The 14,380-nt window shown below is 62.4% G+C and carries 10 protein-coding genes and 1 pseudogene; 9 read left to right on the top strand and 2 right to left on the bottom strand.

All coding sequences use genetic code 11. The features are described 5' to 3' along the window. The first annotated feature begins 140 nt into the window (after positions 1-140). From LVD08_RS08820 to LVD08_RS08800, 6 genes and pseudogenes are all read left to right on the top strand, one after another. A complete protein-coding gene (locus LVD08_RS08820; protein ID WP_247267934.1) occupies positions 141-2,327 on the top strand; it encodes a DUF1631 domain-containing protein in 2,187 nt (728 codons plus the stop codon). Positions 2,328-2,391: 64 nt separating this feature from the next. After that, positions 2,392-2,952, top strand: coding sequence for a 1,6-anhydro-N-acetylmuramyl-L-alanine amidase AmpD (ampD, locus tag LVD08_RS08815; RefSeq protein WP_003221563.1), 561 nt, complete (start codon positions 2,392-2,394; stop codon positions 2,950-2,952). Continuing rightward, on the top strand, positions 2,949-3,788 hold the full coding sequence (gene ampE / locus LVD08_RS08810; protein WP_103367761.1) for a regulatory signaling modulator protein AmpE: 840 nt from the start codon (positions 2,949-2,951) through the stop codon (positions 3,786-3,788). The genes ampD and ampE overlap by 4 nt, the downstream gene beginning before the upstream one ends. A gap of 321 nt (positions 3,789-4,109) precedes the next feature. Continuing rightward, positions 4,110-5,201: pseudogene (locus LVD08_RS28205) on the top strand (methyl-accepting chemotaxis protein); the annotation flags it as partial. Then, positions 5,178-6,107 (top strand): methyl-accepting chemotaxis protein, encoded by a 930-nt coding sequence (locus tag LVD08_RS28200; protein ID WP_442962675.1) that lies wholly within the window; start codon positions 5,178-5,180, stop codon positions 6,105-6,107. The pseudogene LVD08_RS28205 and the gene LVD08_RS28200, both read left to right, overlap by 24 nt. A 243-nt stretch (positions 6,108-6,350) precedes the next feature. Further along, positions 6,351-6,740 (top strand): hypothetical protein, encoded by a 390-nt coding sequence (locus LVD08_RS08800; protein WP_097090476.1) that lies wholly within the window; start codon positions 6,351-6,353, stop codon positions 6,738-6,740. Here the strand turns inward: LVD08_RS08800 and LVD08_RS08795 are convergent, their stop codons facing one another. Continuing rightward, positions 6,741-7,517 carry a TatD family hydrolase gene (locus tag LVD08_RS08795; RefSeq protein WP_247267932.1) on the bottom strand — a complete coding sequence of 259 codons (777 nt, stop codon included), beginning with the start codon at positions 7,515-7,517 and terminating at the stop codon, positions 6,741-6,743. Between the two features lie 3 nt (positions 7,518-7,520). Continuing rightward, positions 7,521-8,516 carry a catabolite repressor/activator gene (gene cra / locus LVD08_RS08790; protein WP_027610792.1) on the bottom strand — a complete coding sequence of 332 codons (996 nt, stop codon included), beginning with the start codon at positions 8,514-8,516 and terminating at the stop codon, positions 7,521-7,523. Between the two features lie 306 nt (positions 8,517-8,822). Here cra and ptsP point away from each other — a divergent pair, with 306 nt between their 5' ends. The 3 genes from ptsP to LVD08_RS08775 are packed head-to-tail and all read left to right on the top strand — an operon-like array spanning position 8,823 to position 14,370. After that, positions 8,823-11,684, top strand: coding sequence for a phosphoenolpyruvate--protein phosphotransferase (ptsP, locus tag LVD08_RS08785; protein WP_247267931.1), 2,862 nt, complete (start codon positions 8,823-8,825; stop codon positions 11,682-11,684). Continuing rightward, complete coding sequence (gene pfkB / locus LVD08_RS08780) at positions 11,684-12,625, top strand: 1-phosphofructokinase (RefSeq protein ID WP_247267930.1); 942 nt, start codon at positions 11,684-11,686, stop codon at positions 12,623-12,625. Before ptsP ends, pfkB begins: the two co-directional genes overlap by 1 nt. Positions 12,626-12,636: 11 nt before the next feature. Continuing rightward, positions 12,637-14,370 carry a PTS fructose-like transporter subunit IIB gene (locus LVD08_RS08775; protein ID WP_247267929.1) on the top strand — a complete coding sequence of 578 codons (1,734 nt, stop codon included), beginning with the start codon at positions 12,637-12,639 and terminating at the stop codon, positions 14,368-14,370. Positions 14,371-14,380: the final 10 nt, after the last annotated feature.

Here is a 14,380-nt window from a genome sequence, read left to right as displayed (position 1 = left end):
GGGGGGGGCGGGTCGCGCGGGAGTGGGGGGTGTGACGGGAATGTTTCGGGCACCCCCCCCCCCCCTCCCGCGCGAAACCCCGCTCCCACAGGGACCTGTGTTGTAACTGACCAGTGAAATCACCGTTTCAGGAGGCTTGGATGCACAACGACGGGAATGTAGTGCCCTTGCACAAGGCCGCTACCGATCAGGCGAATCATTCGCCGCTCGCCCGCCTGCCTGTGATTCTGCTTCAGGTCCGCGACAAGGCCGCCCAGCAACTGCGCCACGGTTTGCAGGAATTGTTCGATAACGCAGACGACACCCTGTTCGAAATGGCTGACCGGGCGCGTAATGACGTCGAACAGAACATCTTTTTCGAAGCCATGCGCGACCTGCGCCTCAAGCGCAAAAACATCGAACGGGGTTTTCTCGAGCAATTCTTCGAAGCCTTTGTCGCGCTGATTCAATACGAAGTCGTGCAACCCGCGTTGCCCGGCACGCTGATATTCGAGGATTCGGCACCGCGTACCGATGACATGGAGCGCAGCGTGGCGGTCGAGACCATGGTCGGGCGGGTGCTCAAGCGTGATGGCTTTGCTCTTGATCAACTGACCGCACGCCTCAACGTGTTGCTGGGCAAGGATTTCGATAACCAACACAACCCGCTCGGCCCGGCGATGCTCTGCGAGTTCTTTCTGCAGGCCGGACGTAACCTGGGCGTGGAGATCAAGGTCAAGCTGATCCTGCTCAAACTGTTCGAACGCTATGTGCTGGCCGATACCGAGCAGTTGTATGCCGAAGCCAATCAATTGCTGGTCGCCACCGGCGTGTTGCCTGAGTTGAAACCGGCCCCCGCACGCCGCGCAATCGAGCGTGCGGCAGCAAGCATCAGCAGCGAAGAGAGTGACGAACCCGCGCCCGCCGACGAAGGCGTGCAGGAAGTCTTCGCCGCGTTGCAGGAACTGCTGCTGCACGTGCGCGGCAGTGTCGCGCCGACCCTGGAGCCGAGTGCGGCGGCGCAACCGATCAGCACCCGTGATCTACTGCGCCTGCTTTCACACTTGCAGCAATACGTCCCGGCGCTGGCGGCGCAGGACGATTTCGATCTGCGCAATCAGCTTGAGCAGCTGCTGACGCGGGTCAGCGTGAGGAGCGGCAAATCACGCATCGTCGACGGCGCGGATGAAGACGTGATCAACCTGATCGCCATGGTCTTCGATTGCATCCTCGAAGACCGTAACCTGCCGGATTCGCTCAAGGCGTTGATCGCGCGTTTGCAGATTCCGATGCTCAAGGTGGCAGTACTCGACAAAAGTTTCTTCAGCCGCAGCAGCCACCCGGCGCGGCGCCTGCTCAATGAAATCGCCGATGCCGCCATGGGTTGGGGCGATTGCAATGGCGAGGCGCGTGACAGCCTGTATCTGCGCATCGAACAAGTGGTGCAGCGCCTGTTGAGTGACTTCGTCGACGACCCGGCGATTTTCTCCGAGTTGCTCGCCGATTTCCTGGCCTTCACCAGTGATGAGCGGCGGCGCAGCGAATTGCTCGAACAGCGTTTGCGCGATGCCGAGGAAGGACGGGCGAAAACCGAACTGGCTCGGCAGCGAGTCGAGCATGTGCTGAACCAGGCGTTGCTGGGTAAAGTCCTGCCGCCGTCGGTGGTGACCTTTGTGCGTGATGCGTGGAGCAAAGTGCTGCTGCTGACCTGCCTCAAACATGGCGACCACTGTGCTGAATGGCAGGCCGATGTGCAGACCATGGAGCAATTGATCTGGAGCGTACAGCGTCACGACGAGGCTGACGCCGGTCTGCAGTTGCTGGCGCTGGTGCCAGGCTTGCTCAAATCATTGCGTGATGGCCTGAGCAGCTCGGCGTTTGATCCGTTCGCCACCAGCGAATTTTTCAGCGAGCTGGAAGCGCTGCATGTGCGTGTGCTTGAACCGCTCACCGAGCAGCCGCCGGCCGATGCGCCGGCGTTGGTAGAGGTGTCGCAGCACATCACCCTGCGTAGCGCCGACGAGGGCGCGATCGGCGTGAATGCCAGCGGCCTGGCGCATGACGACCCGGGGCTGCGTCAGTTGGAACAACTGCGCCTGGGCAGTTGGGTGGCGTTCCAGGAAGACGACGAGCACAGCCTGCGCTGCAAGCTCGCAGCGATCATCGAAGCCACCGGCAAATACGTGTTCGTCGACCGCACCGGGATGAAGGTGCTGGAGCGCAGCCGCGTCGATCTGGCCCTCGAGTTCCGCCGTGGCGCGGTGCGGGCGCTGGATGACACCTTGCTGTTCGATCGGGCGCTGGAGTCGGTGCTCGGCAATCTGCGGCGACTCAATCGCGGCAAGTGATCGCGCGCCGGGGGCCGATCACGGCATACTGGGCGCCAACACAGTCGGCGTTGAAGGAATCGGTATGCAGTTGGATCCCGCTAGCGGGTGGTGTCACGGGGTACAGGTCTGCCCATCGCCCAACTTCAATGAACGCCCTGCGGGCGAAATTTCCCTGTTGGTGATCCACAACATCAGCCTGCCGCCGGCGCAGTTCGCCACCGGCAAGGTGCAGGAATTTTTCCAGAATCGTCTGGATGTCACCGAGCATCCCTATTTTGCAGGGATTGCCGACCTGCGCGTCTCGGCGCATTTTCTGATCGAACGTGACGGCAGCGTCACCCAGTTTGTCTCCTGTCTTGAGCGGGCGTGGCATGCGGGCGTGTCGATGTTCGAAGGCCGGGAAACCTGTAACGATTTTTCCGTGGGCATCGAGCTCGAAGGCACTGATGATCTGCCCTTTACCGATGCGCAGTATCAGGCGCTGATCACGTTGACGCGTCAGCTGCAAACCGCATTTCCGGCCATCACCGGCGCCCGTATCTGCGGGCACAGCGACATCGCACCCGGGCGCAAGACCGATCCTGGCCCGGCATTCGACTGGGCGCGTTACCGCGCAGCCCTGGCACAAGAGGAAGGACAATGAGTTTTCTGGTGTTACTGCTGGCGGTCTGGATCGAGAAATTCTCGGCCCTGCGTCATCGGGTTCAACGCGATGGCGGATGGATCCGCGAACTGCACAAACTCGAAACCAGCGCACGCCTGGCCCAGCGACCATGGCTGGTGCTGACGATTCTGGTGTTGCTGCCGGTGGCGCTGCTTGCCTTGTTGCTGGTGGTACTGGAACCCGTCGCTTACGGCTTGCTGGCGCTGCCGGTGCATTTGCTGGTGGTGATTTATGCGCTGGGGCGCGGTGATCTGCTCGGCGGTCTCGGGCCGTTTCGTGACGCCTGGCGGCGCGAGGATCTGCAAGCGGCCGCGCATGTGGCCAAGCGTGATCTGGATATCTGTGCCGACAGTGGTGAGCAATTGCTGGATCGGGTCCAAGGGCACCTGTTGTGGCAGGCCTATCAAAGTTTCTTCGCGGTGATCTTCTGGTACTTCGTGCTCGGTCCGGTCGCGGCGCTGGCTTATCGCTTGCTCGCATTGGCGGAAGAACACAGCCAGAACCCGGCGCTCGCCGAACGTGCCGGACAGTTACGTCACGCCTTTGACTGGTTGCCAGTGCGCTTGCTCGCCGCCAGTCTGGCTCTGGTCGGCAATTTCGTCGCGGTCAGCCGGGTGATGTTGCATGAGCTGCTGAACTGGAACATCAGCGCCGCGCAGCTGATCAACAAGGTCGGGCTGGCAGCGGGTGAGATCCCGCCGCCGGTAGTCGGGCCTGAAGGCATCAACACCCTCGATTGCCTGTGGGAACTGCTGCTGCGCGCGGCGGTGCTGTGGTATGCCGGGTTTGCCTTGTGGACAGTGCTGATCCACTGAACCCTCGGTGAAATTCATTGTGGCGAGGGAGCTTGCTCCCGCTGGGTGGCGAAGCCGCCCTCGCTGTTCATCATAAACGACGCGTCCAAGCGATTTGCGTCTGCTGCGCAGCCGAGCGGGAGCAAGCTCCCTCGCCACAAGGTGAGCGATCTGCCCCAGATAGTCGTTAACCTTAAGTTACAAAACCTCCCCCCGATTTGAGCTATACAGAGACAGCGCCCGATAGTGGCTATCTGCTGTCGCCCCGCGCCTGCCAATAAAAACAAGAAAAACCAAGGGAGACTTCCAGTGAAGAGCTTGCTCTATCCCGCCGTCTCGCTGATGAACCGTCTGAGCTTCGGCATGAAGTTCAGCTTGATCAGCGTGCTGTTCCTGGTGCCGATGCTGGTGACCAATTTTTATCTGGTGCGCGATTCCTATCGTGAATTCCAGGGCACCCGGGTCGAATTGCAGAGCCTCGATCTGCTGGGCAGCAGCCTGAGCCTGCGCCGGGATCTGGAAACGCTGAACAATCTGGTGCAGATCAACGTCACCCTCGGCCAGTCCGGCAAAGCCGACAACCTCGAAGCGCAGATCAGCAGCCTGGAGCAATCCGTGCTGGCGCGCCTGCAAGGTTTGCAGGCGATGACCGACGATCCCGAACAGATCAAACTGTTCGACGGCAAACGCGATGAAATGATCAGCGCGTTCAAGGCCCAACAGGCGGAAAACTCTCTGCAAAGCAAAAGCGCGATGATCGGCAAACTGCTCGGCAATGCGCAGATCTTCAGCCAGATCGTCACCAGTCAGGCCGGTCTGAGCCGCGACAACCAGAGCGACATCCGCCAGCTCAGCGAGCTGCTCACCACTATCACTCCGGCCGTGACCCAGACTCTCGGCGAAGGTCGGGCCATCGGTTCGTATTCGTTGGGGCAGGGCTTTCTCAACAGTTCGTCGAGCAGCCGTTTCGACGAGTTGCTGGCGCAGATCGAAAAGCTCCAGGCCGAATACGCGCTGAAACTGGCAGACGCCCTCGACTCCAGCCAGGCTGCGCGCGTCAGCCTCAGCGCGCCGGCCGACAGCAGCAAGGCTTCGCTCAAGCAGGCCAGCGAACTGTTTGAGGCGAAAGTCGTGGTGGCCGAGACCCTCGATACCCCGTGGCAGGCGTTCTACGATCAGGTCTCCGGGCTGATGGCTCAGACCTACCAGCTCAATGACGCGACCCTGAAATTCCTCGATACCCAACTGCAGCAGCGCCTGGCGCAAAACCGCACGCACATGGTGTTGCAGGCGGTGGCGCTGGCGGTGGTGTTCGTGCTGATTTTCTATCTCTACGGCGGGTTCTACGCCTCAACTCGCACCACGCTCAAGCGCCTGGGCGCGATGATGGACAAGGTCGCGGCCGGTGACATGACGGTCAATTTCAAGGCCAACAGTCGCGATGAACTCGGCGAACTGGGCGAGGTGTTCAACGGCACCGTGAGGAAAATCCACGACCTGATCGAACGAGTCGGGCAGACCGTGGCTGAGGTCGAGCGCCAGGCCGGGCAGGTGGAAACTGTCTCGGCGCAAAGCAATCAGGCAGTGGCCGGGCAGCGCACGCAGATCGAGCAAGTGGCGACCGCGATGAACCAGATGTCGGCGACCTCGCTGGAAGTTGCACGCAGCGCAGCGGCAGCGGTGAGCAGCGCGCACAGCGTCAACGATGAAACCGTCAGCGGTCGTACACTGGTGGAGTCGCAGCAGGGCAGCATTGCTGCGCTGGCCAGTGAGATCGATCAATCGGTGCTGGTGATCAACCAGTTGGCCAGCGACAGCCAGTCGATCAGCCGCGTGCTGGAAGTGATCAAGAGCATTGCCGAGCAGACCAACTTGCTGGCGCTCAACGCCGCCATCGAAGCCGCCCGCGCCGGAGAGCAGGGCCGGGGATTTGCGGTGGTGGCGGACGAAGTGCGTACGTTGGCCAAGCGCACCCAGCAATCGACCGAAGAAATCGAACAGATGATCGCCAAACTGCATGGCGGCGTGGGTGCGGCGGTGAAAGCCATGGGCGTCAGCCATCAGATGGCCAACGGCACGGTCGGGCAGTCGGAAAAGGTCCAGCAGGCGCTGGAAAACATCCTCGGCGCAGTCGGCATGATCGTCGACCAGAACCAGCAGATCGCTGCCGCCGTGGAGCAACAGACTGCGGTGGCCCATGACATCGACCAGAACATCGTCGAGATCAATCGCGCCGGCGAGCGCACGGCCCAGGGGGCGCACCAGACGGAGGACGCCAGCCGAGCGTTGTCAGCGCAGGTGGTGGAACTGAAACAGCTGATCAGCGCGTTCCGCGTCTGATCGAGCGCGAATGCTGTAGGAGTGAGACTGCTCGCGATAACGGTGTGCCAGTCAACTCAATGGTTGGCTGATACACCGTTATCGCGAGCAGGCTCACTCCTACAAGGGCGGTAATGTCAGAACATTTTGTAATGCATTGATGCTTACGCTTGTAAGCCAATTCCTGTTTTCTTTCGACGGCTGGCTTTTCGTCATTAATGAGCCAGTATCCGAGTTCTGCTGATTGCGTCGAGGAGGCCGCTCATGTCCGTTGCAACCCTGGGAATCCAGGGCCGTTGTGCTCATTGCCAGACCCTACAGGTACTCAAACCCTGGCAACTCAACGCCATCGCAATCAACGAACCGTTCACTTGCGCGCACTGCCAGGAAGCTCTGGAGCTGCGCTGCCCTAAACAGATCAAACGCTTCAAGTCCCTCGACTCGCTGGGATTGCTGCGCTTCAGCGCGTCGGTCACGGTGTGCACCGCGCTGCTGGTGGCGTTGGTCATGGAATGGATCGGGCTGCTCAGCGTGACTGAACAGTTGAATGCGTCGTTGATCGTGATTTTTATCTACTTCGCACTGGCACGCTTTGTCCGTCAACGTCAGCACATGACCTTGATTCTCGAAGCGGCCAAGGCCCACGGCGACTGATTACCAACCGAATACTTCGCAGCTGTTGGCGGTGCTGGCGGCGGCCAGTCGTTCTGCACTGACATTCATCAACTCGGCCAGTGCTGCACAGATCGCCGGCAAGTGCGCAGGGGTATTGCGTACTCCGGGAAACATCGCCGGGGCCATGTCCGGAGAGTCGGTTTCCAGCACGATCGAATCGAGCGGCAGATCCGCCAATACCCGATGCATGCGCAACGCCTGCGGCCAGGTTGGCGCGCCGCCCAGACCCAGTTTGAAACCGAGCTTGATGTATTCGCGTGCTTCTTCGCGGCTGCCGGCGAACGCGTGGATGATGCCCGCGCGCTTGAGCTTGAAGCGCTTGAGCGTGGCGATCACCGCGGCGTGGCTGCGGCGCACGTGGATCAGCGCCGGCAGTTCGAAATCTGCCGCCAGTTGCAGCTGCGCGTCGAACAGCGCCTGCTGGCGTTCGCGGTCGAGGGTCTCGATGAAGTAATCCAGACCGATCTCGCCTACTGCACACAATTGCCGATGGCCGCGCAGCCGCGTCAGCCAGTCGCCGAGTGCGCGTAGATCTTCGGGTTGATGCTGATCGAGGTACACCGGGTGCAAACCAAATGCTGCGTACAGATCCGCATCGCTCTGCACCAGCTCCCACACCCGTTGCCAATTGTCCTGATAAACCCCCAGCACCACCATCCGCCGCACCCCGAGGGCGCGGCTTTCGGCGAGCAACGCCGAGCGATCGGCGTCGAAGTCGGGGAAGTCGAGGTGGGTGTGGCTGTCGATCAGCTCCACGGCTCAGTCCCGGTGAATGCGCTGCTTGAAGGTACGGGCGATGGCCTGCACGCCAGGCTTGTATTGCGATTGTTCGACGGCGGCCAGCGCCAGTTCCAGCGCCTTGTCGGCGATCAACTGGTGCTGCTGGGCCATGGCGTTGACCGGCAGCGGCAGGAAGTCCAGCAACTGCGTGTCACCGAAGGTACCCAGACGCAGCGGGCGGGATTTGAGCGGGAAGTCATGCAGTGCATCGAACACGCCCTGCAGCAGCACGTAGGAAGTCGTCACCAGCGCATCCGGCAAATGCCCCAGACGTTGCAGGAGTTCTTCCATCAGTTGCTTGCCGCATTCACGGCTGAAGGACTCGGCGTGCTCGATCAGCACTTCGCCTTTGAACTCGACCAGCGCCTGCTTGAAGCCCGCCGCACGTTCCTGACTGATGCTCAGCTCCGGACGCGCGCCGAGCAGCACGATCTGTTTCGGCTGCGGATCGAGCAGGCTCTGGGTCAGGTGCAGGCTGGCTTCGCGGTCATCACTGATCACCGAGCAGAAGTGCTCGGGTTCCATGACCCGGTCGATGGCGATGATCGGCAAGCCCTTGGCCTGCAACTGGCGGTAGCTGTCGTCACCGGCCGGCAGGCAACTGGCGACGATCAGCGCATCGCAACGGCGCGCCTTGAACAGTTGCAGCAACTGGCGCTCGCTGTCCGGCGCATCGTCGGAGCTGGCAATCAGCAACTGATAGCCACGCGCCCGCGCGCCTTGCTCCAGCAGTTTGGCGATCCGCGCGTAACTGGGATTTTCCAGATCCGGCAGAATAAAACCCAACGTGCGGGTGTGCCGACTGCGCAACCCGGCCGCTTGCGGGTTGGGGGTGAAGCCGTGCTGTTCGACGACCGCACGCACCCGCTCGACCGTGGCGTTGCTGATGCGTTGCTGTTCGGCCTTGCCGTTGATGACGTAGCTGGCGGTGGTCACGGACACTCCGGCCAACCGCGCGATATCACTGAGTTTCAACCCGGGATTTCCTTGTTTTTTCGAGCTTGCCGCCACATTTTCGCCAATCCTACCCGATTCGGGCAGACGACTATTGTCGCAGCGCATCCGACAAGTTGGACTTCAAGGATGAGACATTATCGAGTAACGTGCCGATCAATCTAGATTAAACGTTTCAGCAAGCGTATTTTCTACGTTTTAGACGCCTTTGGCCGGTTCTGCCGTGAAACCGCCAAAACTGCCGCTGAAAAGCAGGCTGACCAGCGCCTAAGCTGTGACCATTCAAAACAATATCCTGGCGCATCCATGTGCCAAAAAGGAGATCGCATGCTCGAGCTCACTATAGAGCAGATATCCATGGGCCAATCGGCTGTGGATAAACCCGCCGCCCTGCAACTACTCGCCAATCATCTGGTGGCCGATGGCCTGGTCGCCGATGGCTACCTCGCCGGTTTGCAGGCCCGGGAAACCCAGGGCTCGACCTTTCTTGGTCAAGGTATTGCCATCCCTCACGGTACGCCCGAGACCCGCGATCAGGTGTTCGCCACCGGCGTGCGGCTGATGCAGTTTCCCGAGGGCGTGGACTGGGGCGACGGCCAGATCGTGTATCTGGCGATCGGCATCGCCGCCAAATCCGACGAACACCTGCGTTTGCTGCAACTGCTGACCCGCGCCCTTGGCGAGACCGATCTGGGTCAGGCCCTGCGTCGCGCCAGCTCGCCGGAAGCGCTGCTGAAACTGCTGCAAGGCGCGCCACAGGAACTGGCGCTGGATGCGCAGATGATCGGCCTCGGCGTGTCGGCTGATGATTTCGAAGAACTGGTCTGGCGTGGCGCGCGTCTGTTGCGTCAGGCCGATTGTGTGAGCAACGGTTTTGCCGGTGTGTTGCAACAAGTCGAAGCCCTGCCGCTGGGCGATGGCCTGTGGTGGCTGCACAGCGAGCAAACCGTGAAGCGCCCGGGCCTGGCGTTCGTCACCCCGGACAAACCGATGCGTTACCTCGGCCAGCCGCTCAGCGGTCTGTTCTGTCTGGCCAGTCTCGGCGAGGCGCATCAGGCGCTGCTTGAGCGTCTGTGTGCGTTGCTCATCGAAGGGCGCGGCCATGAATTGGGCCGCGCCACCAGCAGTCGTAAAGTCCTCGAAGTGCTCGGTGGCGAACTGCCGGCCGATTGGCCGAGCGCTCGCATTGCCCTGGCCAACGCCCACGGTCTGCACGCACGTCCGGCGAAGATCCTTGCGCAACTGGCGAAGAGTTTCGACGGTGAAATCCGTGTGCGCATCGTCGACAGCGCGGACAGCGCCGTGTCGGTAAAAAGCCTGAGCAAACTGCTGAGCCTCGGCGCGCGGCGTGGTCAGGTGCTGGAGTTGATCGCTGAACCGAGCATCGCCGCCGACGCCTTGCCCGCATTGCTGGCCGCTATCGAAGAAGGCCTCGGCGAAGAAGTCGAACCGCTGCCGGCCGTGAGTCAGCAACGCGAAGTCATCGCTGATATCGCCGAAGTGCTGATCGCCCCGGCGTCCGGCACGCAGTTACAGGCGATCCCTGCCGCGCCGGGCATTGCTATCGGCCCAGCGCACATTCAGGTGCAGCAGGCTATCGATTACCCGTTGCGCGGCGAGTCCGCGGCCATCGAGCGGGAACGTCTCAAACAAGCGCTGAACGACGTGCGCAGTGACATCCAGGGGCTGATCGAACGCAGCAAGGCCAAGGCGATTCGCGAGATTTTTATCACCCACCAGGAAATGCTCGACGACCCGGAACTGACCGACGAAGTCGACACCCGTCTCAAGCAAGGCGAAAGCGCCGAAGCGGCGTGGATGGTGGTGATTGAAGCTGCGGCCAAACAACAGGAGTCGCTGCAGGACGCGTTGCTCGCTGAGCGGGCGGCGGATTTGCGGGACATAGGCCGCCGGGTACTGGCGCAACTCTGTGGTGTGCAGACTCCGAATGAGCCTGAACAACCGTACATTCTGGTGATGGACGAGGTCGGTCCGTCGGACGTCGCACGGCTCGATCCAGCGCGGGTAGCAGGGATTCTCACCGCGCGCGGCGGCGCCACGGCGCACAGTGCAATCGTCGCCCGTGCTCTCGGGATTCCAGCGCTGGTCGGTGCGGGTGCAGCAGTGTTGCTGCTGGAACCGGGCACGCCGTTGCTGCTCGACGGCCAGCGCGGTCGCCTGCACGTCGACGCCGATGCCGCGACCCTGCAACGCGCCGCCGAAGAACGCGATACCCGCGAGCAGCGTCTCAAGGCTGCCGCCGAACAACGCCATCAACCGGCGCACACCACTGACGGTCACGCCGTGGAAGTGTTCGCCAACATCGGTGAAAGCGCCGGTGTCACCGCCGCAGTGGAGCAGGGCGCCGAAGGCATCGGCCTGCTGCGCACCGAACTGATTTTCATGGCTCACCCGCAAGCGCCAGACGAAGCCACTCAGGAAGCCGAATACCGTCGCGTTCTCGATGGCCTCGCCGGGCGGCCATTGGTGGTGCGCACCCTTGATGTCGGCGGCGACAAACCGCTGCCGTATTGGCCGATCGCCAAGGAGGAAAACCCGTTCCTCGGCGTGCGCGGCATTCGCCTGACCTTGCAGCGTCCGCAGGTCATGGAAGCGCAGCTACGCGCCTTGCTGCGTTCGGCGGACAACCGTCCGCTGCGGATCATGTTCCCGATGGTCGGCAGCGTTGAAGAGTGGCGTCAGGCCCGCGACATGACCGAGCGTCTGCGCCTGGAAATCCCGGTCGCGGACTTGCAACTGGGGATCATGATCGAAGTACCGTCCGCTGCATTGCTGGCGCCGGTATTGGCCAAGGAAGTCGACTTCTTCAGCGTCGGTACCAACGACCTGACGCAATACACCCTGGCCATCGACCGTGGTCACCCGACGCTTTCGGCCCAGGCTGACGGCCTGCACCCGGCGGTGCTGCAACTGATCGACATCACCGTGCGCGCCGCGCATACCCATGGCAAATGGGTCGGCGTGTGCGGCGAGCTGGCGGCAGATCCGCTGGCGGTGCCGGTGCTGGTCGGCCTCGGTGTCGATGAGCTGAGCGTGTCCGGGCGCAGCATCGCCGAGGTCAAGGCGCGCATCCGCGAACTCAGCCTGACCCAGGCGCAAACCCTTGCTCAACAAGCCCTCACCGTGGGCAGCGCGAACGAAGTGCGTGCATTAGTGGAGGCCCTGTAATGGCCAAGATTCTCACCCTGACCCTCAACCCGGCGCTGGACCTCACGGTCGAGCTGCCACGCCTGGAGGCCGGTCAGGTCAACCGCAGCGACGAGATGCACACCCACGCCGCCGGCAAAGGCGTGAACGTCGCCCAGGTACTCGCAGACCTCGGGCATCAACTGACGGTCAGCGGCTTTCTCGGCGAAGACAATCTGCAAGCCTTCGAAACCCTGTTCGCCAAGCGCGGCTTTGTCGATGCGTTCATTCGCGTGCCGGGGGAGACGCGCAGCAACATCAAGGTCGCCGAGCACGACGGGCGCATCACCGACATCAACGGCCCGGGGCCGGTGGTCGACGCGACGGCGCAGCAGACGTTGCTTGAGCGTCTGCTGCAGATCGCTCCGGGGCATGACGCGGTGGTGGTCGCCGGCAGTTTGCCGCGCGGCGTCAGCGCGCAGTGGTTGCGCGAGTTGATCGAACGCCTGAACGGTCTCGGCCTGAAAGTCGCCCTCGACAGCAGTGGTGACGCCTTGCGCGCGGCCATTGAAGGGCGTCCGTGGCTGATCAAGCCGAACACCGAAGAACTCGCCGATGCGCTCGATTGCGATGTGGTTTCGCACGCCGCCGAAGCTCAGGCTGCGGCGTGCCTGCACGCCAAGGGTATCGAGCACGTGGTGATCTCCCATGGCGCCGACGGTGTGAACTGGTTCAGCGTCGGCTCGGCGCTGCATGCCACGCCGCCGAAGGTGACTGTTGCCAGCACGGTAGGGGCCGGTGACTCGTTGCTGGCCGGCATGCTCCACGGTCTGCTCAGTGCCGATACGCCCGAGCAGACCCTGCGCACGGCCACGGCGATTGCCGCGATGGCGGTGACGCAGATCGGTTTCGGCATCAACGATGCGGCGCAACTGGCGCAGCTCGAACAGGGCGTACGCGTGCGTCCCCTGACAGAACAATAAGAGGGTTTGTCATGAAATTAGCCATTGTCACGGCCTGCCCGAACGGCATGGTCACCAGTGTGCTGTGCGCCCGCCTGCTCGATGCGGCGGCCCAGCGTCAGGGCTGGAGCACCAGCGTTGAAGTGGTCGATGCGGCGCACCCGGAACGTGAATTGTCGGCCGCCACCATTGAGGCGGCGGAGTGGGTGTTGCTGGTCGCCACCGGTGATGTCGACATGCGCCGTTTCGTCGGCAAGCGCGTGTTCCGCATTGCCCCGGCGCAAGCGCTGCAGGATGTCGAAGCGGTGCTGCGCCGTGGTGCGCAAGAGGCCGAAGTTTACCTCGCCAGCGAAGCCGTCCCGGTTGCCGCTGCGCAACGTGCCCCGCGCATCGTCGCCATCACTGCGTGCCCGACGGGTGTTGCCCACACCTTCATGGCGGCCGAGGCGTTGCAGCAGACGGCCAAGCGTCTGGGCTATGAACTGCACGTCGAAACCCAAGGCTCGGTCGGCGCGAAAACCCCGCTCAGCGCAACGGCGATTGCCGAGGCTGACGTGGTGTTGCTGGCGGCCGACATCGAAGTCGCCACCGAGCGTTTCGCCGGCAAGAAAATCTACCGTTGCGGCACCGGCATTGCCCTCAAGCAATCCGAAGCGACGCTGAAAAAAGCCCTCGCCGAAGCTCAGGTGGAGAGCGCTGCGAGCGACGGCAAGGCGCCGGCCAAGCAAGAGAAAACCGGCGTTTACAAACACCTGCTGACCGGTGTTTCGTTCATGCTGCCGATGGTGGTGGCCGGGGGGCTGATGATCGCCTTGTCGTTCGTCTTCGGCATCACCGCGTTCAAGGAAGAGGGCACGCTGGCGGCGGCGCTGATGCAGATCGGCGGCGAGACCGCGTTCAAGCTGATGGTGCCGCTGCTCGCCGGGTACATCGCCTACTCGATCGCCGACCGTCCGGGCCTGGCGCCGGGGATGATTGGTGGCTTGCTCGCCAGCACGCTGGGGGCAGGGTTTATCGGCGGGATCGTCGCCGGTTTCATCGCCGGTTATGCGGCCAAGTTGATCAGTCGTTACGTGGCATTGCCGCAGAGCCTCGAAGCGCTGAAACCGATTCTGATCATTCCGTTGTTCGCCAGCCTGTTCACCGGGCTGGTGATGATCTACGTGGTCGGTAAACCGGTTGCCGGGATGCTCGCGGCGCTGACGCATTTTCTCGACAGCATGGGCACCACCAACGCGATTCTGCTCGGCGTGTTGCTCGGCGGCATGATGTGCGTCGACCTCGGCGGGCCGATCAACAAAGCCGCGTATGCCTTCTCGGTGGGGCTGCTGGCTTCGCAGAGTTATGCACCGATGGCCGCGACCATGGCCGCCGGCATGGTCCCGCCAATCGGGCTGGGCATTGCCACGTTCATAGCCCGCCGCAAGTTCGCCCAGACCGAGCGCGAGGCCGGTAAAGCGGCGCTGGTGCTGGGGCTGTGTTTCATCTCCGAAGGGGCGATTCCGTTTGCCGCGAAAGACCCGCTGCGGGTGATTCCGGCGAGCATCGCCGGTGGTGCATTGACCGGTGCCTTGTCGATGTACTTCGGCTGCAAACTGATGGCACCGCACGGTGGCTTGTTTGTGCTGGCGATCCCGAATGCGATCAATCATGCGTTGCTGTATCTGCTGGCGATTGTCGCGGGGAGTTTGTTGACTGCTGTTGTCTATGCGACGGTCAAGCGCCCTGAAGCCGTTGAGTTGGCGCTGGAACCCGCCAAAGCCTGACACTGCAACA

The organism is Pseudomonas sp. YL2 (genome assembly GCF_023063025.1).
Taxonomy (GTDB): domain Bacteria; phylum Pseudomonadota; class Gammaproteobacteria; order Pseudomonadales; family Pseudomonadaceae; genus Aquipseudomonas; species Aquipseudomonas putida_A.
This window is presented reverse-complemented; position numbering and strand designations above follow the sequence as displayed.

Coding starts and splice junctions, on each gene's coding strand:
- ampE (WP_103367761.1), top strand. CDS start 2,949: ATGAGTTTTCTGGTGTTACTGCTGGCGGTCTGGATCGAGAAATTCTCG.
- LVD08_RS08800 (WP_097090476.1), top strand. CDS start 6,351: ATGTCCGTTGCAACCCTGGGAATCCAGGGCCGTTGTGCTCATTGCCAG.
- pfkB (WP_247267930.1), top strand. CDS start 11,684: ATGGCCAAGATTCTCACCCTGACCCTCAACCCGGCGCTGGACCTCACG.
- LVD08_RS08775 (WP_247267929.1), top strand. CDS start 12,637: ATGAAATTAGCCATTGTCACGGCCTGCCCGAACGGCATGGTCACCAGT.
- ptsP (WP_247267931.1), top strand. CDS start 8,823: ATGCTCGAGCTCACTATAGAGCAGATATCCATGGGCCAATCGGCTGTG.
- LVD08_RS28200 (WP_442962675.1), top strand. CDS start 5,178: ATGACGGTCAATTTCAAGGCCAACAGTCGCGATGAACTCGGCGAACTG.
- ampD (WP_003221563.1), top strand. CDS start 2,392: ATGCAGTTGGATCCCGCTAGCGGGTGGTGTCACGGGGTACAGGTCTGC.
- LVD08_RS08820 (WP_247267934.1), top strand. CDS start 141: ATGCACAACGACGGGAATGTAGTGCCCTTGCACAAGGCCGCTACCGAT.